16 protein-coding genes are annotated in these 21,008 nt (G+C 68.4%); 5 read left to right on the top strand and 11 right to left on the bottom strand.

The genetic code is table 11. From position 1 onward, the window contains the following. The first annotated feature begins 67 nt into the window (after positions 1-67). Both treZ and treY read left to right on the top strand, forming a co-directional pair. A complete protein-coding gene (treZ, locus tag ABNQ40_RS17010) occupies positions 68-5,674 on the top strand; it encodes a malto-oligosyltrehalose trehalohydrolase (protein ID WP_391347350.1) in 5,607 nt (1,868 codons plus the stop codon). Positions 5,675-5,726: 52 nt separating this feature from the next. Next, entirely contained in the window at positions 5,727-8,507 is a 2,781-nt protein-coding gene (gene treY, locus ABNQ40_RS17005; RefSeq protein WP_109050441.1) for a malto-oligosyltrehalose synthase, read from the top strand. A 69-nt stretch (positions 8,508-8,576) separates the two neighbouring features. Here treY and ABNQ40_RS17000 read toward each other — a convergent pair whose 3' ends face one another. Both ABNQ40_RS17000 and ABNQ40_RS16995 read right to left on the bottom strand, forming a co-directional pair. Continuing rightward, a complete protein-coding gene (locus tag ABNQ40_RS17000) occupies positions 8,577-8,990 on the bottom strand; it encodes a hypothetical protein (RefSeq protein WP_109050442.1) in 414 nt (137 codons plus the stop codon). A gap of 191 nt (positions 8,991-9,181) precedes the next feature. Then, the gene (locus ABNQ40_RS16995) at positions 9,182-9,622 is read right to left on the bottom strand and encodes a response regulator (protein ID WP_244592578.1); all 441 of its coding nucleotides are present in this window, start codon (positions 9,620-9,622) and stop codon (positions 9,182-9,184) included. Positions 9,623-9,856: 234 nt separating this feature from the next. On the opposite strand from ABNQ40_RS16995, the gene ABNQ40_RS16990 reads away from it, so the two are divergent. Beyond that, positions 9,857-10,075 carry a hypothetical protein gene (locus ABNQ40_RS16990; protein ID WP_109050443.1) on the top strand — a complete coding sequence of 73 codons (219 nt, stop codon included), beginning with the start codon at positions 9,857-9,859 and terminating at the stop codon, positions 10,073-10,075. 27 nt (positions 10,076-10,102) lie between these two features. Here ABNQ40_RS16990 and ABNQ40_RS16985 read toward each other — a convergent pair whose 3' ends face one another. From ABNQ40_RS16985 to ABNQ40_RS16945, 9 genes are all read right to left on the bottom strand, one after another. Beyond that, positions 10,103-10,882 carry an oxepin-CoA hydrolase, alternative type gene (locus tag ABNQ40_RS16985; RefSeq protein ID WP_109050444.1) on the bottom strand — a complete coding sequence of 260 codons (780 nt, stop codon included), beginning with the start codon at positions 10,880-10,882 and terminating at the stop codon, positions 10,103-10,105. Next, complete coding sequence (locus ABNQ40_RS16980) at positions 10,879-11,322, bottom strand: PaaI family thioesterase (RefSeq protein ID WP_391347447.1); 444 nt, start codon at positions 11,320-11,322, stop codon at positions 10,879-10,881. The genes ABNQ40_RS16985 and ABNQ40_RS16980 overlap by 4 nt, the downstream gene beginning before the upstream one ends. Beyond that, a complete protein-coding gene (locus ABNQ40_RS16975) occupies positions 11,322-12,044 on the bottom strand; it encodes an ABC transporter ATP-binding protein (RefSeq protein WP_109050446.1) in 723 nt (240 codons plus the stop codon). Before ABNQ40_RS16975 ends, ABNQ40_RS16980 begins: the two co-directional genes overlap by 1 nt. After that, on the bottom strand, positions 12,041-12,766 hold the full coding sequence (locus ABNQ40_RS16970; protein ID WP_109050447.1) for an ABC transporter ATP-binding protein: 726 nt from the start codon (positions 12,764-12,766) through the stop codon (positions 12,041-12,043). The genes ABNQ40_RS16975 and ABNQ40_RS16970 overlap by 4 nt, the downstream gene beginning before the upstream one ends. Next, on the bottom strand, positions 12,753-13,709 hold the full coding sequence (locus tag ABNQ40_RS16965; RefSeq protein ID WP_109050448.1) for a branched-chain amino acid ABC transporter permease: 957 nt from the start codon (positions 13,707-13,709) through the stop codon (positions 12,753-12,755). The genes ABNQ40_RS16970 and ABNQ40_RS16965 overlap by 14 nt, the downstream gene beginning before the upstream one ends. 11 nt (positions 13,710-13,720) lie before the next feature. Further along, on the bottom strand, positions 13,721-14,599 hold the full coding sequence (locus tag ABNQ40_RS16960; protein WP_109491009.1) for a branched-chain amino acid ABC transporter permease: 879 nt from the start codon (positions 14,597-14,599) through the stop codon (positions 13,721-13,723). A gap of 61 nt (positions 14,600-14,660) precedes the next feature. After that, positions 14,661-15,839 (bottom strand): ABC transporter substrate-binding protein, encoded by a 1,179-nt coding sequence (locus ABNQ40_RS16955; protein ID WP_109050449.1) that lies wholly within the window; start codon positions 15,837-15,839, stop codon positions 14,661-14,663. Between the two features lie 65 nt (positions 15,840-15,904). Continuing rightward, positions 15,905-17,473, bottom strand: a complete 1,569-nt coding sequence (locus ABNQ40_RS16950; RefSeq protein ID WP_109050450.1) for a class I adenylate-forming enzyme family protein — start codon at positions 17,471-17,473, stop codon at positions 15,905-15,907. Beyond that, positions 17,470-18,621 carry an acyl-CoA dehydrogenase family protein gene (locus tag ABNQ40_RS16945; protein ID WP_109050451.1) on the bottom strand — a complete coding sequence of 384 codons (1,152 nt, stop codon included), beginning with the start codon at positions 18,619-18,621 and terminating at the stop codon, positions 17,470-17,472. Before ABNQ40_RS16945 ends, ABNQ40_RS16950 begins: the two co-directional genes overlap by 4 nt. A 272-nt stretch (positions 18,622-18,893) precedes the next feature. Between ABNQ40_RS16945 and ABNQ40_RS16940 the strand changes: the two genes are divergently transcribed. Both ABNQ40_RS16940 and ABNQ40_RS16935 read left to right on the top strand, forming a co-directional pair. Next, on the top strand, positions 18,894-19,601 hold the full coding sequence (locus ABNQ40_RS16940) for a glutathione binding-like protein (protein ID WP_109050452.1): 708 nt from the start codon (positions 18,894-18,896) through the stop codon (positions 19,599-19,601). 178 nt (positions 19,602-19,779) lie between these two features. Then, complete coding sequence (locus tag ABNQ40_RS16935; protein ID WP_109050453.1) at positions 19,780-21,006, top strand: GNAT family N-acetyltransferase; 1,227 nt, start codon at positions 19,780-19,782, stop codon at positions 21,004-21,006. Positions 21,007-21,008: the final 2 nt, after the last annotated feature.

Genomic DNA, 21,008 nt, shown 5'->3' with positions numbered 1-21,008 from the left:
GGGAACTCCTTCCCTCCGTGCTGTTTGAGCGACGTGCCACCCAGCGCTCAACAGGGGAGGAGCCCTCGTGCCCACTGCGCCGCAGTCACATGCCCAGCCGACCGTGCTGGCGAACCCGCTGGAAAGCGAGATACTGTCCCGCCTCCAGGACGATCTGCTGCCGGACCATCTGCTGACCCGCCGCTGGTATGCGGCGAAGGACGCCGGACGGCCGGTCGTGCGCATCGTCGATGCCCTGCCGCTGCCTCTGGCCGGCGGGGCGCAGGCTCAGCTCTGCCTGCTGCGGGTCGAACCGCCGGGGCGTGACCCTCAGCTCTACCAGCTTCCCCTGATCCTCGACCGCGGCACCCGCGAGGATGAATCGGCGATTGCCGGTTCCAAGGATTTGCAGAGTCCCGGCCGGCTGCGCGACGGCTATGCCGATGACGGCGTGGTCCGCGCGCTGCTGGGCGCCATCCTGAAGCGCGACACGGTGCCGGGGGAAACGGCGCTGTCCGCCGGCCTGACCGCCGGCCACACCCGCGCCTGCGAGGCGCTGTCCGACCGGCTGCGCGCCGACGCCCCGCTGCACCGGATGACGGCGGAGCAGTCCAACACCTCCATCCGCATCGGCGACACCGCCATCCTGAAGGGCCTGCGCAAGCTGGAACCGGGCATCCATCCCGAACTGGAGGTCAGCCGCTTCCTGACCGAGGTGGCGCAGTTCCCAAACACGCCGGCCCTGCTGGGCTGGGTGGAGCGGTCCAACAGCTCCGGCTCCACCACGCTGTGCGTCATGCAGGAGCTGGTGCCGGAGGCGAAGGACGCCTGGGGGCATGTCACCGGCTACCTGAACGACCGCGTCGCCCGCTTCGAAGACACCGACGCGTCCAAGGCCGGCGATGCCGACAGCGTTGCCTTCCTGCGCCTGCTGGGGCAGCGGACGGCGAAGCTGCACCGGGCGCTCGCCACCCCCGGCGGCGGCGACGCCTTCACGCCGGAACCGGCGACGGCGGAGCGGCTGACGGAGTGGGCGGGCGGCGTGCGCACCCTGGCCAAGCGCGTGCTGGAACGGCTGCGTTCTGCGGGGCCGGCGCTGGACCCGGCGATTTCGGCACAGGCCAACACGCTTGCCGCCAGCGAGGCGGCGGTGATGGCGCAGATCGACGCGCTGATCCCGGCGACCGCCGATCTCAGCGCCATGCGGCTGCACGGCGACTATCACCTGGGGCAGGTGCTGGTGTCGCGCGGTGACGTGCAGATCGTCGATTTCGAAGGCGAGCCGATGCGCCCGCTGGCCGAACGGCGGGCCAAGCATTGCATCCTGCGCGATGTCGCCGGGATGCTGCGCTCCATCGCCTATGCCGCCGCCATGGCGCGCGACGCGATGCCGGCCGGTCTCGACGGCCCGTCGCGCGACGCCCGCACGGCGTGGCTCTCCTGGTGGGAAGGGGCGGCATCGGCTGCCTTCCTCGACGGCTACCGCACCGCCATCGGCGATTGCCCCGGCTTCCCGCGCGATGCCCAGGCGGCCCCGGCGCTGCTGAAGCTGTTCCTGCTGGAGAAGGCGCTGTATGAGGTCGGCTACGAGCTTGCCAACCGGCCGGGCTGGGTGGCGATCCCGCTGGCCGGCGTCACCGCCATCATCCGCGCCGATGCCGGTCCGGAGATCGCCAGCCGCGACCGTGACCGCATCGCCCCGGTGGACGAGCGCCGCCGCAGCCACTCCATGCCCTTCGGGGCGGAGGTGCAGGCCGACGGCTCCGTCCGTTTCTCGATCTGGGCGCCTTCGGTGGCGTCCATCCTGCTGTCGCTCGACGACGGTGGCCAGCCGGTGGCGATGGAGGGTCAGGGTGACGGCTGGTTCAGCCTGACCACCGCGCGGGCGCAGGCCGGCAGCCGCTACCGCTTCGTCCTGCCGGACGGGCTGGCGGTGCCGGATCCGGCTTCCCGCTTCCAGCCGGACGACGTGCATGGTTCGTCGGAGGTGATCGACCCCGGCGTGCATGTCTGGACCGATGCCGCCTGGACCGGCCGGCCCTGGCACGAGACGGTGCTGTACGAGCTGCATGTCGGCACCTTCACGCCCGGCGGCACCTTCCTGTCGGCCATCGAGCGGCTGGACGATCTGGTCGAACTGGGCGTCACCGCCATCGAACTGATGCCGGTCGCCGACTTCCCCGGAACGCGCAACTGGGGCTATGACGGTGTGCTGCCCTTCGCCCCCGACAGCGCCTATGGCCGGCCGGAGGATCTGAAGGTTCTGGTGCAGGAGGCCCATGCCCGCGGGCTGATGGTCTTCCTCGACGTCGTCTACAACCATTTCGGGCCGGAGGGGAATTACCTCCACGCCTTCGCCAACAGCTTCTTCACCGAGCGGCACAAGACCCCCTGGGGGGCGGCGATCAACGTCGATGGCGAGCGCAGCGGGCCGGTGCGCGACTTCTTCGTCCACAACGCGCTCTATTGGCTGGAGGAGTTCCACCTCGACGGGCTGCGGCTGGACGCCGTCCATGCCATCATCGACGACAGCGACCGTCATGTCCTGGAGGAGCTGGCGGAGCGGGTGCACAGCCATTTCCAGAACCAGCGCCATGTCCATCTCGTGCTGGAGAACGATGCCAATCAGGCGCGCTTCCTGACCCGCCACCGCGAGGGCGATCCGCGCTGGCACTCCGCCCAGTGGAACGACGACCTGCACCACTGCCTGCACAGTGCCGCGACCGGCGAGGATGGCGGCTACTACGCCGATTACGCCCACGATCCGGCCAAATGGGGCCGTACCCTGGCGGAGGGCTTCGCCTTCCAGGGCGAGCCGTCGGCCTACCGCGACGGCGAGCTGCGCGGGGAGCCGTCTGCCCACCTGCCGCCGACCGCCTTCGTCACCTTCATCCAGAACCATGACCAGATCGGCAACCGCGCCTTCGGCGAGCGCATCTCCCACATCGCCAAGCCTGAAGCCGTTCGCGCCGCCACCATCCTCTATCTGCTGGGGCCCGGCATCCCCATGCTGTTCATGGGCGAGGAATGGGCATCGGCCAAGCCCTTCCCCTTCTTCTGCGACTTCGGCGACGAACTGGCCGAGGCGGTGCGCAAGGGCCGGGCGGAGGAGTTCGCCAAGTTCCCCGAATTCCAGGACCCCGACGCCCGCGCCCGCATTCCCGACCCCACCGCGCCGGAGACCGCTGAGTCGGCCAAGCTGGACTGGGAGGCCCGCGAGGCACCGGAGCATGCCGACTGGCTCGACTGGTATCGCCGGGCGCTGGCCCTGCGGCGGGCGGAGATCGTCCCGCGGCTGGACGGCGTTCCAGGCGGTGCGTCGAGCCACGGCGTCGCCGGCAAGACCGGCCTGACTGTCTGCTGGAAGCTGGGCGACGGCAGCCGCCTGCATGCCTTCGCCAATCTGGCCGACAGCCCGGCCGCCGACTTCCCCGAGGTTACGGGCCGCGTGTTGTGGACGGAAGGCGCCGGGCTGACCGGCGACACGCTCGGTCCCTGGTCGGTGGTGCTGTGGCTGGAGGAAGCCTCCGCACTCGACCGGCTGGCCGACCGCATCGGGGTGGAGCGCTCCTTCGACAATGCAGCCGGGGAAACGGTGACGGCCAGCGAGGACACCGTCCGCGCCCTGTTGTCGGCCATGGGTGTGGAAGCGGGGGACGAGGCCGCCGCACTTGCCCATCTCGACCGGCTGGACGAGGAGGAGTATGGCCGCGCCCTGCCCCCGGCGGTGGTCCGCCGGGCGGGCGAGGCGGTCACCGTGCCGGTCACCCTGCCCCACGGCACCCGCACCCTGCGCTATACCCTGACGCTGGAAAGCGGGGAGACGCAGAGCGGCGTCGTCGGTTTCGGCAGCCTGCCGCGCTGCCGCTGCATCACCGCCGGCGACGTGACCTATGCCGAACGCCGCCTGCCGCTGGGTCCGCTGGCCCAGGCCGGCTACCACACGCTGCGGGTGGAGACGGAGCACGGCGCGGCGGAAACCCGCCTGATCCTGGCGCCCGCCCGCTGCCATCTGCCGACGCCGATGCTGGTGGGGGAAAAGCTGTGGGGCCTGTCGGCGCAGCTCTACACCCTGCGCAGCGAGCATGACTGGGGCATCGGCGATTTCGGCGACCTGCGGACGCTGGCCGACATCGCGGCGGCGCGTGGAGCGGCGGTGATCGGGTTGAACCCGCTGCACGCCATGTTCCTCGACAATCCCGAACATGCCAGCCCCTATTCCCCGGCCAGCCGGCTGTTCCTGAACCCGCTCTACATCGACGTCACCGCGGTCGCGGAATTCCTCGACGATGCCGACCTGCGGAAGGACGTCGCCTCGCCGGAGTTCCGGCAGGCGCTGGACGCGGCCCGCGCCTCCGCCAACGTCGATTACACGGCGGTGTCCGGGCTGAAGCTGCCGATCCTGGAAAAGCTCTTTGCCAGTTTCCGGGCATCGGCCAAGCCGGACCGTCGTGCCGCCTTCGACGCCTTCCGGAGCGAGGGGGGCATCGGGTTGGAGCGCTTCGCCACCTTCCAGGCCTTGCGCGAACGCTTCGCCGCCGAGGGCAAGGCGGACTGGCACCGGTGGCCGGCGGACTACCACGACGCCACGGCGCAGGCGGTTGAGCGCTTCGCCACGGAGAATTCCGACCGCGTCGCTTATTTCGCTTGGCTGCAATGGCTGGCGGACGACCAACTGCGTCTGGCGGCGGAGCGGGCCGCCGAACTCGGCATGGCCATTGGCTTCTACCGCGATCTTGCGGTCGGCGCCGATGCCAGCGGGGCGGAGACCTGGATGACGCCTGAGGTGGTGGTCGACGCCGCCCATGTCGGCGCCCCGCCCGACCTGTTCAACCCGGCCGGCCAGGATTGGGGGCTGCCGCCCTTCCATCCCCAGGCGCTGCGTGCGGCGGGATATCAGCCCTTCATCGATCTGGTCCGCGCCAACATGCGCCATGCCGGGGCGCTGCGCATCGACCATGCGATGGCGCTCCAGCATGTCTACTGGATCCCGGACGGCCATCCGCCGGGCGAAGGCGCCTATGTCGCCTATCCGATGGAGGATCTGCTGGGCATCCTGGCGCTGGAAAGCCAGCGTCACCGCTGCCTCGTCGTCGGCGAGGATCTGGGCACCGTACCGGAGGGTTTCCGCGAGCGGATGACCGAGGCCGGGGTGCTGAGCTACCGCGTCGTCTTTTTCGAATGGACCGAGGACGGCGCCTTCAAGGGGCCGAAGGAGTATCCGGAACTGGCGCTCGCCACCGTCGGCAGCCACGACCTCGCCACGCTGCGCGGCTGGTGGGAAGGCGACGACATCACGCTGAAGGCCGAGAAGGGCCTCTATCCGGCCGACGACGAGGAGGAGAAGCAGCAAACCCGCCGGTCGGCCGACCGTGGCGCCCTGGTCGATGCCCTGCGTGCCGCCGGGATCGCCCTGCCCGCCGGCCTCACGCCTGACAGCCCCTATGACGAGGCGCTGGACCACGCGGTGCACGCCTTCCTTGCCCGCACCAACTCGGCACTGGCGGTGGCGCAGCTGGACGACCTGACGCGCGAGCGCGATCAGGTCAACCTGCCCGGCACCACCGACCAGTACCCCAACTGGCGCCGCAAGCTGTCGATGACGCTGGAGGATCTGGCCGACGCGCCGGAACCGGCGGCGGTCGCCGACATCCTGGCGGCGGCGCGTCCGTCCTCCGCCCCCGTCCGCACCTGACCCCGTCGTCCCTTTCCACTCCGCCCTTTCCCATTCCGAGGAGCACACACCCATGGCCCCCGCCGCCGGCAAGCCCATCCCTCGTGCGACGTACCGGGTCCAACTGAATGGCGAGTTCGGTTTCGACCGCACCGCTGCCATCGCCGACTATATCGCCCGACTGGGCGTCAGCCATCTCTATGCCTCTCCCTACATGAAGGCGCGGCCGGGCAGCACCCACGGATACGACATCGTCAACCACAACGAGCTGAACCCGGAGGTCGGCGACCAGAACGACTTCCGCGATCTGGTGGAGGCGCTGAAGCGCAACGGGCTGGGCCAGATCCTGGACTTCGTTCCCAACCACATGGGGGTCGGCGGCTCCGACAACGAATGGTGGTTGAACGTGTTGGAGTGGGGGGCGGAAAGCCCGTATGCCGGGTATTTCGACATCGAATGGGAATCCGACTACCGCTATCTCCAGGGCAAGCTTCTGGTGCCCTTCCTGGGCGACCAGTATGGCGCTGTGCTGGTGTCGGGCGGGCTGGATCTGCGCTTCGATCCGGAAACCGGAAGCTTCGCCGTCTGGGCCTATGACAGCCACAAGCTGCCGGTGCGGCCGCAGGATTACGGCACCATCCTGGGCACCGATCACCCTGATCTGGAGCGCATCGGCGATGCATTCGCCCATCTTGCCTACGCCCGTCCCCATCAGATCGCGCGGGCCGGCGTTCAGAAGGCGGAATTGGCGACGCTGGTGGCGACACGGCCGGACGTGGCCGATGCGATTGCCCAGCGGCTGTCCGTCTTCCGGGGCTATCAGGGAGAGATCGACAGCTGGGGCCACCTGCACGAGCTGATCGGCCGCCAGAACTGGCGCGTCGCCTATTTCAAGGTCGCGGCCGACGACATCAATTACCGGCGTTTCTTCAACATCAACGAACTGGCCGGCCTGCGCATGGACGAGCCGGAACTGTTCGACGTCGCCCACCGCATGGTTCTGGGGATGGTGGCGGACGGCACGCTCGACGGCATCCGCATCGACCATATCGACGGGCTGATCGACCCCAAGGGCTATTGCGAGCGGCTGGTCGCCGCGTCCTCCAAGCCCTTCTATCTGGTGGTCGAGAAGATCCTGGCCCGGCATGAGCGGCTGCGCGAGGATTGGCCGATAGACGGCACCACCGGCTACGAATACGCCAACCTGATGGGCGGCCTGTTCGTCGATCCCAAGGCGGAGGAGGCCTTCACCCGTCTCTATGGCGACTTCATCGGACGGCGCGACAATTTCGAAGAGGTGGTGCGGCAGTGCAAGATCCGCATCATGGAAAGCGAAATGGCAAGCGAGCTGAACGTGTTGTCGCGCAAGGCGGCGCGCATCGCCCGCTCCAACCCGGCCACGGCCGACTTCACCGCCAACATCCTGCATCAGGCGCTGAAGGAGACCATCGCCCGCTTCCCCGTCTATCGCACCTATGTCGACGGCGGCGTGCCGAGCGATCTGGACCGCCGCGACATCGACTGGGCGATCTCCCAGGCGCGGCGGGTCGAGCAGGGGCCGGACGGTTCGGTCTATGATTTCCTGCAACGCCTGCTGACCACCGATCTGGTGGCGGCTCCCAAGAGCGGCTACAGCCACCGGCAGGTCACCCGCTTCGCCATGCGCTTCCAGCAGTACAGCGGGCCGGTGATGGCCAAGGGGCTGGAGGACACCGCCTTCTACCGCTACAACCGGCTGGTGGCGCTGAACGAGGTCGGCGGCCATCCCGACCATTTCGGCGTCAGCGTCTCCGCCTTCCACCGCGCCAACCAGGACCGGGCCCGCAACTGGCCGGGCAACATGCTGGCCAGCACGACCCACGACACCAAGCGCGGCGAGGACACCCGTGCCCGCCTTTACGCCCTGTCGGAGATGCCGGAGGAGTGGGAGCGTCAGGTCCAGACCTGGAGCCGGCTTCTCCGCGCCCGCCGCGGCGATGTGGAGGGCACCGCCCCGCCCGATCGTAACGACGAGTATCTGTTCTATCAGTTGCTGCTCGGCGCTTGGCCGGCGGAACTGACCGGAGCGTCGGTCGACCGGATCGAACAGCCGGCGATGACGGCCTTCGCCGAGCGCATCGTCGGCGCCATGACCAAGTCGATGCGCGAGGCCAAGGTACATTCGACCTGGGCGGCGCCCAACGAGGCCTATGAAGGCGCGGTCGTCAGCTTCATCCACGATGCGCTGGACGTGACCCGCCGGAATGCCTTCCTGGAAGCTTTCCTGCCCTTCCAGGCGTCGCTGGCGCGCACCGGCATGGTCAACGGCCTCTCCCAGGCTCTGCTGAAGCTGACCAGCCCCGGCGTGCCCGACATCTATCAGGGCTGCGAGCTGTGGAATCTCAGCCTCGTCGATCCGGACAACCGGCTGCCGGTGGACTATGACGCCCGCCGCGAGCTGTTGGAGGAGGTCGAGGGTATCGTGGAACGTGGCACGGTTGCCGGCCTGCTGGAACGCTGGACCGACGGTGCCGTGAAGCTGGCGGTGACCCGTCAGGCCCTCGCGGTTCGTGGCGAGATGCCGGAGGTCTTCAGCGCCGGGGAGTATCTGCCGCTGGAGGCGACCGGCGAGCGTGCCGACCATGTGGTGGCCTATGCCCGCCGCACCGGTGACGCAACCGTGGTGGTGGCGGTGCCGCGGCTGGTCGGGCAACTGGGCGAAAAGCCCGATTGGGGCAACACCGCCATCCCGCTGCCGCGCGGCACCGGCTGGCGTAATCGCCTGACGGGGGCAGAGGTTGAAAGCGGCGACGCGGTGATGGCGGCGACGCTGTTCGCCGACCTGCCGGTGGCCCTGCTGTCCGCCGAGGGCTGACGGCCAACCTGGAACGGGAAAAGGCGCGCGGGTGACCGCGCGCCCTTCTTCATGTCCGGAACGCCTGGATCAGCGGACGGTGCTGCCCGTGCCGGTGGACGAACCGCCACCCATCGAACCGCCCATCGAGCCTGACGGCTGCTGGGTGCCGACCGGGCCGTCGGAACCGGTGCCCATCGAGCCGCTGTTGCCCAGGCTGTTGCCGCCGGTGCCGTTGGTCGAGCTGGAAGAGCCGGAACCGGTCATCGATCCGCTGCCCATCGAAGAACCGCTGGTGGCGCCGCTCTTGCTGTCCACGCCGCCCATGCTGCCGCAGCCAAGCTGGTTGTTCGACGTGCAGGGTGGGTTGGTCTGGTTGGAGTTGGTGCTTGAGCCGGCGCTGTTGGCCGCCGGGCTGCCGGAGATTGAACCGCTGCCGGCGGCGAAGGCCGGAGCGGCCATCAGGGCCAGAGCGGTGGCGGCGCCGATCATCAGGCTCTTCATGGGGATTCCTTTCGCTGGGCGGCCCGTCAACGCCGGTGCGGCGGCAGGCCGAAAACTTGTCGGTGGGGTCCGGTTCGTCCCCGCTTGCCACCCCATCAACAGCCGCAATCCGGAATGATCGCGCGTCATGCGGAAACGAAAACGCCCGCCGAAGGGCGGGCGTTTTCAGGCGTCTAAAGGACGGTGAACGGTCAGGCCGTGCGCGCCTTCGGCAGGCCGGCGGCCATGGCGGCGGAGCCGTGGAAGATCTCCAGCGCGGCCGGCGTGGAGGACGGGCGCAGGCCGCCCAGGATTTCCCCGGCGGCGCCGACGGCCTGGACCAGCGCGTCCGGCATCACCGGCTTGCGCAGCAGGCCCATGGCGAAGGCGCGGGCTTCGGCGGCGTGGTGATCGAAGCCGGTCATGAGCAGCGACGGAATGCCATTTTCTTCCCACAGGCGACGGGCCAGGACCAAGCCATTCTCTCCACCGGCGAGATTGACGTCGACCAGCGCCAGTTCGGGACATTCGCGGGCACCGACCCGCGTAGCCTTGGCGGCGTCGCGCAGCGGTCCAACCACGGTATAGCCCGCATTCTCCAGAACGGCCTTCACGGCCGGACCGATCAGCGGATCGTCCTCGACGACAAGCACCTTCAAGACGGCATGCTCCCTTGAATGACGGTGCGGGCTTATAGCCCGTTCCGTCCGGTTTCCGAAGCCTGTTCGGCTTCGATCAACTGAACCGCCCATGTTTGTCGCGGTTCCGCTCCGTTCAAGAGGTCGAAGGGGTACTCCCTTTCGGTCATGGCGCCCTACTGAACGTCCGGGTTGGAAACATACACCATCGCAGAGCGTTTTACCCGGACGCGAGAGAGGATACACGCAATGGCATTCGTCGAACTGACCGATACGTCCGGGGAAACCGTTTTGGTGAACCCCATCGCCGTCGCCTATCTGCGCAGCGGGGGCGACGGTGGCACCGATCTGTATTTCGCCGGCCGGGCGGAGCCCCTGCGGCTGACCGGGGCGCCGTCGGACATCGTCCGCGCCCTGGAAAACGCCGCACCCACCCCGCCCGATCCTACCCTGTCGCTGCTGGCCTGACGATAAGCTCAGGCGCAACCTTCTGGTTTAGCGGGGATAGTTGGGGGCGCGCTTCTCGAAGAAGGCGGTGATGCCCTCCGCCGCCTCCGCCCCGTGCAGGGCTTCGACGAAGAAGGCGGCCTCGCGGTCGAGCTGGTCGTCGGGCGCGCCGAAGCCGCTCTCGATCAGCCGCTTGGCCCGGCCAATGGCGAGCGTCGGCCCGCCCGCCAGCCGCTCCGCCCAGACGAGCGCCTCGGTCAGCGTGGCACCGGGCGATACCACCCGGTTGACGATGGCGAGCTGGGCCAGCCGCGCCGCGCCGATTTTGCCGCCTTCGAACATGATCTCGGCCGCCAGCTGCGGCGTCGCGGCACGGGCGAGGAAGGCCGTCGCCCCGCCGTCGGGGTTGAGACCGACCTTCACGTAGGCGAGCGTGAACACGGCATCCTCCGCCGCGACGATCAGGTCGCAGCCGAGCGCCACCGAGAAGCCGGCCCCGGCGGCGGCCCCCTCGACGGCGGCGATCACCGGCTTGGGGCAGGCCCGCATGGCGCGGGTCCAGCCATGGAAGCGCTCCAGGCTGGCGCGGGTCACCTCCGGATCGGCCTTGGCGTTGCCGAGCAGCCGGCCCAAGTTGCCGCCGGAACAGAAGGTGCCGTTGGCCCCGGTCAGGACGATGGCGCCCACCCCCGGATCCTCGGCCGCCTGGACCAGCGCGTCGCGTGCGGCGGCCATCATCTCCGGCCCCAGCGCGTTCTTGGTGGCCGCGTCGTCCATCGTCAGCACCATCACGCGGCCCTGGCGCGCGACGGTCAATTGTCCGCTCATAGCTCGGTTCCCTCCCGGTTCTCGCTGCCCGGCCGGTATTTGAACATGCCTTCCGACGTGGCGATCAGGGCGCCGGTATCGGCGTGGCGGATCTCCGCCGCCACGCCGATGATCTTGCGCCCGCCGCCGCGCAGCCGGCCGGTGGCGATCAGCGTACCGGTGCGTGCCTGACCCAGGAAGCTCGTCGACAGCGACAGCGTCATCACCCGCCGCACCCGGCCGGGGAAGGGACAGTATGTTGCCGAGAATCCGGAAACCGTGTCCAAAAGCGTCACCAGAACCCCGCCATGCACCACGCCGGCCCGGTTCAGGTGGCGGTCGTCGATGGCCATCGCCAGCTCCGCCTCGCCTTCCTCCCAGCGACTCAAGGCGTAGCCCAGCAGGCGCTGGAAGCCCGACTCCGGCTCCCCGTTCAGCAGATCGTCCATACCCTGTTCCATCACGCGGCTGTTTCGTGCGCGAAGTAAAGCGCGTGAAGACGCTCCAGGTCCACCCGGTCGCCGCGTTCGGACAGCACGACCTTGCCCGACTGCATCAGATAGACATGGTCTGCGATCTTCAGGGCGCGGCTGGTGTTCTGCTCCACCAGCAGGATGGTCAGCCCCTCCGCCCGCAGCCGCGCCAGGATGCGGAAGATCTCGTCGACCACCACGGGGGCGAGGCCGAGCGACGGCTCGTCGATCAGGCAGACGCGCGGCTGCTCCATCAGGCCGCGGCCGATGGCGAGCATCTGCGCCTCGCCGCCCGACAGGGTGCCGGCGATCTGCCCGCGCCGTTCCGCCAGCCGGGGGAACATGTCCATGACCATCGCCCTGTTGCGCTTCCAGTCCTTGCGGCAGCCGCGCGGGAAGGCGCCCATCATCAGATTGTCCTCAACCGTCATGTCGGGGAAGATCATCCGGCCCTCGGGGATCATCACCAGCCCGTCGGCCACCCGGTCCCAGGTCTTCGCCGCCTTGCGGCTCTGCCCGTCGACGCGGATGTCGCCGGAGGTGGCGGGCACCAGCCCCATGATGGCGCGCAGCAGCGTGGTCTTGCCGGCACCGTTCGGGCCGACGATCACCGTCGTCTTGCCGGCCTCAACCGACAGCGAGACGTCCCACAGCACGTTGATCGCGCCATAGCCGGCGCGCAGCGTCAGGATGTCGAGCGCGTTGGTCATGATGCCTCCGCAAGGGTGGTCTCGCCGGTGTAGCTGCGGATCACCTCCGGGTCGCGGAACACCGCGCCGGGGGAGCCGTCGGCGATGATCTGGCCGAAATTCAGCACCAGCACCCGCGGGCAGAGCGCCGCGATGGTGGCGATGTCATGCTCGATGATGACCATGGCGAGGCGGTAGCGGTCGCGCACCGCCGCCAGCCGTTCCATGAAGGCGCGCTTGCTGCTGGTTTCCAGTCCGGCCAGCACCTCGTCCAGCAGGAGGAGGCTGGGCTCGGTCGCCAATGCCTTGCCGACCTCCAGCGCCTTATGCTCGGTCAGGGCCAATTCGCTGGTGGCGTCGCGGTCGGCCTTGTCGCGCAGGTTCAGGATGTCGAGGATTTCGTCGATCCGCCTCAAGTCCTTCTTGCCGGCGCCGAAGCGCTGGGCGACCAGCAGATTCTCCCGCACCGTGCAGTGGCCGAAGGGGCGCGGGATCTGGAAGCTGCGGCCGATGCCGAGCCGTGCCCGCTTCCATTCCGGCAGCTTCAAGAGCGAGGTGCCGCGAAAGTCGAGCCGCCCGGCGGTGGGGCGCACCACGCCGGAGATGACGTTGAACAGCGTGGTCTTGCCGGCGCCGTTGGGGCCGACCAGACCGATGCTCTCCCCTTCCGCGACGGAGAAGCTGGCGCTTTTCAGCGCCTGGACGCCGCCGAAATTGACCTGGACACCTTCAAGCGTGAGCATGGCGGCTCTCCTTCACCGGGCGGCGGCGCAAGGTCGGCATCAGGCCGCCGGGGCTGAACAGGATCATGGCGCAGAGCAGCACGCCCAGGATCATCTGGTGGCCGTGCGGCAGGATCGGCTTGAACAGCAGCTGGTCGACCAGATAGATCGCCAGTGCCCCCACCACCGGCCCCCAAACCGTGCGGTAGCCGCCGAAGATCGCCGCGGCGATGGGCAGCACGGTCCAGCCGCTGGAGAAGGCGTAGTCGGGGTCGAGGAAGCTGATGAAATGGGCGTTGAAGGCGCCGACCACCCCGGTGATGAAGGCCGACAGCACCAGCATCGCCGCCTTCAGATGCGTGCTGGGCACGCCGACCACGCGGGTCGCCACCTCGGTGTCGTGCATCGCCTTCAGGGCGAGGCCCCAGGTGCTGCGCCGGATGGCGTCATAGGCGAGGGCCGCCAGTACGACGATGGTCAGGACGATCAGGTAGCCGCCCAGCTTCTCGCCGAAATCGAAGCCCAGGACTTTCGGAAAGCGCGGGATCGACAGCAGCCCGCCGGCCCCGCCGGTGACCGGCGTCATCTCGGTCGTCAGAATCTGGAAGATGTGGGCATAGGCGAGGATGGCGAGCGCGAAATAGGGACCGCGCAGCCGAAGCGCTGGCAGCATGGCGATGGAGGACACAGCCGCCCCCACCCCGCCCAGCAGCATGGATGCGAAGACCGGCACCCCCAGCTTCATCGCCAGCACGGCGGAGGTGTAGGACCCCACCCCGAAGAAGGCGGCGTGGCCGAAGCTGACCATGCCGCCGAGGTTGCCGAGCAGCGCCCAGGCCACCGCCACCCCGGCGATGGTCAGCGCCGCGACGATCAGCCCCAGCACATAGGCGTTGCCGCCGAACAGCAAAGGCACGCCGACATAGGCGATGGCGAGTGCGGCGATCAGAAGAAGACGGTTCATCGGGGAATTCCTCATCGCGCCAGTGCCCTCCCCCCGCCGAACAGGCCCGAAGGCGAGACGAACAGCACGACCAGGAACAGGATCATGCCCGCCAATTCCTGAAGCGAGGCCGACAGGTAGGTGACCGTCAGCGATTCGATGACGCCGATCATGACGGCGCCGATCAGCACGCCGGGGATCGACCCCATGCCGGCCAGCACGGTGATGATGAAGGCCTTGACCGTCAGCACATGACCGAGCGCCGGGAAGACGGTCTTGCCGGTGTAGATGGCGAAGCCGGCGAAGGTGGCGAGAAGCGCGGCAATCAGGAAGGACAGGATCTCGATCCTGCGCGGATTGACCCCCATCAGCGTCGCCGCCGCCCGGTTCGACGACAGCGCCCGCACCGCGCGCCCCTGCCAGGAATGGTTCAGCCACCACCAGACGCCGGCCATCAGCACCAGCCCGCCGACGAAGGACGCGACCTCCGCATTCATCGCGAATAGGGTGTCGGCGACGACCAGGGAATCCTGGAACCAGGGATCGGATGTCGAGTGGATGTCGGCCTTCCAGATCGACAGGATGGCGTTGGTCAGGATGATCCCGAGCCCGAAGGTGAGGATCAGCGAGTTGATCTCGCGGTCCTGCCGGATGCGGCTGAGCAGCGCATAGACGATGGCCGACGCCGACCCGACGATCACCAGCGCCACCGGGATCGCCATCACCGGGTTGACGCCATAAGTGGTTTCCGCCGCATAGGCAACATAGGCGGCCAGCAGCACCAGCTCGCCATGGGCGAGGTTGATGACCCGCATGGTCCCGAACACCAGCGCCAGCCCGACCGCCACGGTCGCGTAATAGCCGCCGGCGAGCAGGCCCGAGAACAGTGCCTGGAGCGTCAGTTCGAACATGGGTTGCACCCTGTTGGAGGTGGCCATTTCCCCTCTCCCCGGCGGGGAAAGGGGGGCTCGCTCACCAAGGCACCGCCGGGAAGTTCATCTTTCCGTTGGCGGCGTCCTGGGGCCAGACCAGGACCACCTTGCCGCCCTGGTGCTGGCCCATGCGGTGGGTGAAGTTCAGGTTGTCGCCGTTTTTGTCGAAGGTGACGCGGCCAATCAGGGTGTTGGCGTCGGTCTTGCGCAACTCGTCGGCCAAGCCGCCCTTGGCGAGCGTCCCCGCCTCGTCGGCGCGAACGACGGCGTCGATCAGCAGGCGGGTCTGGACGTAGCCGAACTGCCCGAGATAGTCGGGATCCTTGTTGAACAGCTTTTTGTAGGTGGCGGCGAACTCGACCGCTTCCGGCTGGGTGAATTCCACCGGGTAGGGCAGCATGGAGGTGCCGTAGACAGACTCCATCAGGTCGGGGAATTCCTTGGCCATCTGCGCGGTGGCGAGCGACCAGACGCCGACCACCGCCTTGACCTGCGGTTTCAGCACCTTGGATGCCCGCAGGATGCCGACATAATCGTTCTCGTAGCCGACCATGGCGATGACGTCGGGACGGTCCTGGAGTTTCACCTTGTTCATCAGCGGCTTGAAGTCGCTGGTTGAGCCGTCGAATTCGTGCATGCCGACCGTGACGCCCTTGGCGGTCAGCGCACTGTTGACCTGTTTGGCGAGGCTGCTGGTGGCATCCTTGTTCAGATAGACGATGGAAACCTTCTTCGCGCCCATCTCCTGCAACATGCCGATCATGGCGAGCGCATAGCCGTCGGTGTTGTTGATGCGGAAGAAGGTGGGATAGCCGCGCTGGGTCAGCTCCGGCGACACCCCGCCCGAGGTGATGTAGACCAGCCCGGCCTTCTGCGCCGCTTCCGACGCCGGGCCGATGATGTTGGAGCCGTAGCCGCCGGTGATCGCCACCACCCCGTCGCCGGCCAGCTTCTCCACCGCCGCCACACCTTTGGCGGGCGAGGTCTCGTCGTCGATGGTCTGGACCTTGAAGCTATGCTTGCCGGCATAGCTCCTGTTCGCCATCTCGACGGCGACGGAGATGCCCTCATGCATGCCCTGGCCGACGCGGGCGAGGCTGCCGGTGAGCGGCAGTTCGGAACCCAGCAGGAAGTCCTTGGCCTGCGCCGCCCCGGCGCCGAGCGCCGCCGACAGAGCGAGGGCCGAGACGGTTACGAGATTGGCGAGCGTCCGGGTCATGCTTTTGGTCCCTCCCATGGGCATTGCTTTTTGAGGCTTTGTTTTTCGGTGTTCCGGTCTCTGCGTCAGGCGGCCATCACCTCGGCGGCGAGCGCGCGGAGGCCGCTTTTCAGCAGCTTGCCGGTCGGGCTGGCCGGCAGGGCGTCCATGGCGACGATGCGCGACGGGCGCTTGTAGGGGGCCAGCCGTTCGGCGGCCCAGGCCTTCAACTCATCCTCCGTCGCGCTGCGGCCGGAGACGAACTGGACGAAGGCCACCACCTCCTCGTTGCCGGCGACGGCATAGCCGACCACCGCGGCCAGCGTCACCGCCGGGTGGCTGGTCAGCACCCCCTCCACCTCCTCCGGATAGACGTTGAAGCCGGAGCGGATGACGATCTCGCGGATGCGGCCGACCACGGCGACGCAGCCGTCCGGCTCCAGCCGGGCGACGTCGCCGGTCTTCAGCCAGCCGTCGTCAGTGACGGCCTGGGCGGTCAGCGCCGGTTCGCGGTAATAGCCGAGCATGACGTTGGGCGCGCGGACCCACAGCTCTCCCGGTTCGCCGCCGGCCGCGTCCAGGCCGGTGACATGGTCGACGAAGCGCATCTCCACCAGCGGCAGGGCCGGGCCGATGGAGGTGTCGCCGCGCGGCGCGTCCAATCGGGTCTGCGTCACCGTCGGCGAGCATTCGGTCAGGCCGTAGCCATTGTGCAGCGGCAGGCCGAACACCCGCTCCACCGCCAGCTTGAGGTCGAGGTCCAGCACCGAGCCGCCCGACGACAGGTAGCGCAGGGCCGGCGCGGCGGGCTTGCGGCCGGTGACGGTGGCGTGCTCCACCAGCTTGGCGTACATGGCTGGAACACCCTGGAACACGGTCACCCCGTCCTGTTCCAGGGCCTGCCACACGGCTGCGGGGGCGAAGCGGGGGACCGTGTGCAGGCAGCCGCCGGCATAGAGGGTGCCGAGACAGGTCGAGGCCAGCCCGAAGACATGGCTGACCGGCAGCACGCCATAGGTGCGGTCGCCGGGGCCGAGCCCGCGCATCCAGCCCGACACCGAGGCGACGAACAGCAGGCCGCGGTGCGAAAGCATCACGCCCTTGGGCTTGCCGGTGGTGCCCGAGGTGTAGATCAGCGCGCCGACCTGCCGCATGTTGCCGGCATGGACCGGCTCCGGATCGGCGTCCAGCAGCGGACCGACGGCCATCGGCGGCAGATCCGGGTCGCCGAGCGGCTCCGCGCCATGGCGGGCGGCGTGGGCGGCAGCCTCATGGGATACCGTATCGGTATAAAAGACGCGGCGCGGCTGGCAGTGGTCGCGGATGGTGTCGATCTCGCGATCCGACAGGCGGGCGTTGACGATGACCGGCCAGGCGTCGCGCTCGCTGGCGGCCAGGATCAGGGTGACGGCGGCGAGGCCGTTCTCGCAAACGATCATCACCCGGTCGCCGCCGACCACCCCCAGCCGCTTCAACTGCGCGGCGGCGCTGCCGACCGCCTGGGCCAAGCGGCGATAGCTCCAGTCCTGCGTCCCGTCGAACAGGGCGGGGGCGTCCGGAGTCCGTTCCGCCCAGGCAAGCGCGGCGTTGCTGAAGCGTGGCGGCAGCGCCGCCACCATTTCAGCGAAATCGGGAACCGGCCGCCCGGCGGTCATGCCGCCTCCCGGATCATGTTGCGGGCGATGACGAGCTGCTGGATCTGGGTGGTGCCCTCATAGATGCGGAACAGGCGGACATCGCGGTAGAAGCGCTCGATCCCGTAATCGGCGATGTAGCCGGCCCCGCCATGGATCTGCACCGCGCGGTCGGCGACGCGGCCGACCATTTCGGTCGAGAACATCTTGCAGCAGGCGGCGTCGGTGTTGACGTTCTGCCCGGCATCGCGGCGTCGCGCGGTTTCCAGCACCATGCAGCGGGCGGCATAGGCCTCGGCCCGGCTGTCGGCCAGCATCGCCTGGATCAGCTGGAACTCGGCGAGAGGCTGGCCGAACTGCTTGCGCTCCATGGCGTAGGACAGGCTGTCGCGGATCAGCCGCTCCGCCAGACCGACGCAGACGGCGCCGATGTGCAGACGGCCGCGATCCAGCACCTTCATGGCGGTCTTGAAACCCTGCCCCTCCTTGCCGCCCAGGATGGCGGCGGCCGGAACGCGGCAGTCCTCGAAGATCACGTCGCAGGTGTGGGCGCCCTTCTGGCCCATCTTTTTGTCGATGGGGCCGAGCGACAGGCCGGGCGTCCCGGCTTCCACCAGGAAGGCCGACACGCCGCGGGCGTCGCGGCTGTCCAGGTCGGTGCGGGCGAAGACGGTGAAGAGACCGGCCTGCGGCGCATTGGTGATATAGCGCTTGGTGCCGTTCAGGATGAAATGGTCGCCGTCGCGCCGGGCGGTGGTGCGGAGCGAGCCGGCGTCGGAGCCGGACTCCGGCTCGGTCAGGGCGAAGGCGCCGACGATCTCGCCGGCGGCCAGACGCGGCAGATAGCGCTGCTTCTGCTCCGCCGTGCCGTCGATGACAATGCCCTGGGAGCCGATGCCGTTGTTGGTGCCGATCAGCGAGCGGAAGGCCGGGGAGGTCTGGCCCAGCTGGAAGGCGACCTGCACCTCGTCGGTCATCGACAGGCCGAGCCCGCCATACTCCTCCGGGATCGACAGGCCGAACAGGCCCATTTCGCGCATCGCGCCGATCACCTCGGCCGGGATGGCGTCGTCCTCCGCCACCTTGTGCTCCAGCGGGACCAGCTTCTCGCGGACGAAGCGCCCCAGCGTGTCCAGCAGTTGATCCAAAACGTCCTTGTCCAAGGCCATGCGTGCTCTCCGTCCGGGGAGAATGATTTCAGGGGAAACCAAGCGTCGGGGGGATCGAGGGGGCGCCGCCTCGTCTGTTCGTTGGCCACGCTGACAGATGCGAAAATGCCTGTCAACAAAATGAAATTGAATTTCGATAAACGGAATATGGGTGGCGGATCGGAGGTCTGCCGCGCGTCTGCGCGGGCTTGCCAGCCGGATCGAAGCGGTTAACCTTTTTCCCGAAATCACGGCCTGGACCGTCAGGCCGATAAATCGCAGGAGGGTTTGGGATGATCGACCTCTATTTCTGGCCGACGCCGAACGGCCACAAGATCACGATCTTTCTGGAGGAAGCCGGGCTGGATTACAGCTTCAAGCCGGTGAACATCTCCACCGGCGACCAGTTCAAGCCGGACTTTCTGGCCTTCTCGCCCAACAACCGCATGCCGGCGATCATCGATACCGCCCCGGCCGACGGCGGCGAGCCGATCAGCGTGTTCGAATCCGGCGCCATCCTCGTCTACCTCGCCGAGAAGACCGGCAAGTTCCTGCCCGGCGACGTGCGCGGCCGCAAGACGGTCCTCGAATGGCTGTTCTGGCAGGTCGGCGGCCTCGGCCCGATGGCCGGCCAGAACCACCATTTCGTCCAATACGCGCCGGAGCGCATCCCCTACGCCATGGAGCGCTATGTCAAGGAGACCGGCCGTCTCTATGGCGTGATGGACAAGCGCCTTGCCGACAATGAGTTCCTCGGCGGGGCGGATCTGTCCATCGCCGATATGGCGAGCTACCCATGGATCGTCCCGCACGAACGCCAGCAGCAGGATCTGGACAACTTCCCCAACCTGAAGCGTTGGTTCACCGCGATCAAGGAACGGCCGGCGGTGGTGCGCGCCTATGAAAAGGGGCAGGAGATCAACCCCAACCGCACGCCCACGGTGAATGAGGACAGCAAGAAGATCCTGTTCGGCCAGTCCGCCGACACGGTGAAGCGCTGACCTGCGACTGCCGGCCCGGCTTCACGCGCCGGGCCGGCAACTTCGTATAGCCACTCAGCCCCTTCGCGGCACCCGTTTGCGCCGCGCAGACTTTCGGGTGTCCCCGGCGTAGACGGGACCGTTCGTCTGACCAGCGTGTTGTTTTCGGTAGAGAATATCTACCGGAGACGCCGCGCCGATGAGCATCTGGCCACGCACCGACTCCGACGGCACCCTCCGGCAGAGGGCGACCGGTTCCGCAACCGCAACTGACATACAGGTCGCCCTGCGCCCCTTGCCGTCGATGCCGGAGTTGGCACGGGCATGGACGGAGCTGGAAGGCCGCTCCGACTCTTCCTTCTTCCTGTCCTGGACCTGGATCGGGACCTGGCTGGCGCAGATGCCGGATGGGATCGAGCCGCAGCTGCTGGTCGCCCGCCAGGAGGATGAGACGGTCGGGCTGGCCCTGCTCTGCCCGCGCCTGCGGCGTCGGTTCGGGCTGCTGCCCAGCCGCTGCTGGATGCTGCACGAGACCGGCGACCGCAGCTATGACCGGCTGTTCATGGAGTATAACGGCATCCTCGCCGACCGCCGCGTCGCCGACGAGGTGACGGACGCCATGCTGCATTGGTTGGGCGGGCGGCTGGGTGCCAACGACGAGCTGGTGCTGGGCGGCCTGACCCTGGCGGCGGAGCGGGCGGCCCGGCGGGTGGCGGCGCGGACCGGGCACACGCTGCAACTGCGCGTCGCCGATTCCGCACAGTGGGTGGATTTCGCCACGGTGCGCGCGGCGGGAGGCGATTTCCGCGGCGGGCTCGGCCGCAACACGCGGGCCGCGGTGAACCGCAGCGAGCGGCTTTACCGGGCTCGCGGTGCGCTGGAACACCGCGTCGCCACGACGGTGGACGAGGCGCTGGAGTATTTCGCCGGGCTGGAGGTGCTGCATCAGGCCGGCTGGCAGGCGCGCGGGCAGGCCGGGGCCTTCGCCAATGCCGCCTTCCGCCCCTTCCATCGACGGCTGATCGCCGAGGGGATGCCGCAGGGCGCCGTGCGGCTGAGCCGGGTTAGCGCCGGCGGGCAGGCGGTCGGCTATCTCTACAACTTCGTCCACCGCAACCGCGTGCTGAACTATCAGGGCGGCTTCGCCTTCGAGGCCGACAACCGGCTGAAGCCGGGGCTGCTGAGCCATGTGCTGGCCATCGAGGAGGCGCTGGTCCGCGGCGAGGATTGCTACGACTTCATGTCGACCCCGGCCGGGCACAAGCCGCTGCTCTCCAACGCCGAACAGCCGATGAACTGGCTGACGCTCGGCCCCGACCGGTTCAGCCGGCGGATGGAGGCGCATGTCCGACGGGCGCGCGGGGTGATGGCCGATGCGGTCAAGCGGTCGCTGCGCGGATGGATCGCGCCGGCCAAAGGCATTTGAGT

Source organism: Azospirillum sp. A23 (assembly GCF_042938965.1).
In the GTDB taxonomy this organism is placed as follows: domain Bacteria; phylum Pseudomonadota; class Alphaproteobacteria; order Azospirillales; family Azospirillaceae; genus Azospirillum; species Azospirillum melinis.
Note: the sequence above shows the minus strand (reverse complement) of the source record. Positions and strands in the feature narration are given on the sequence as shown.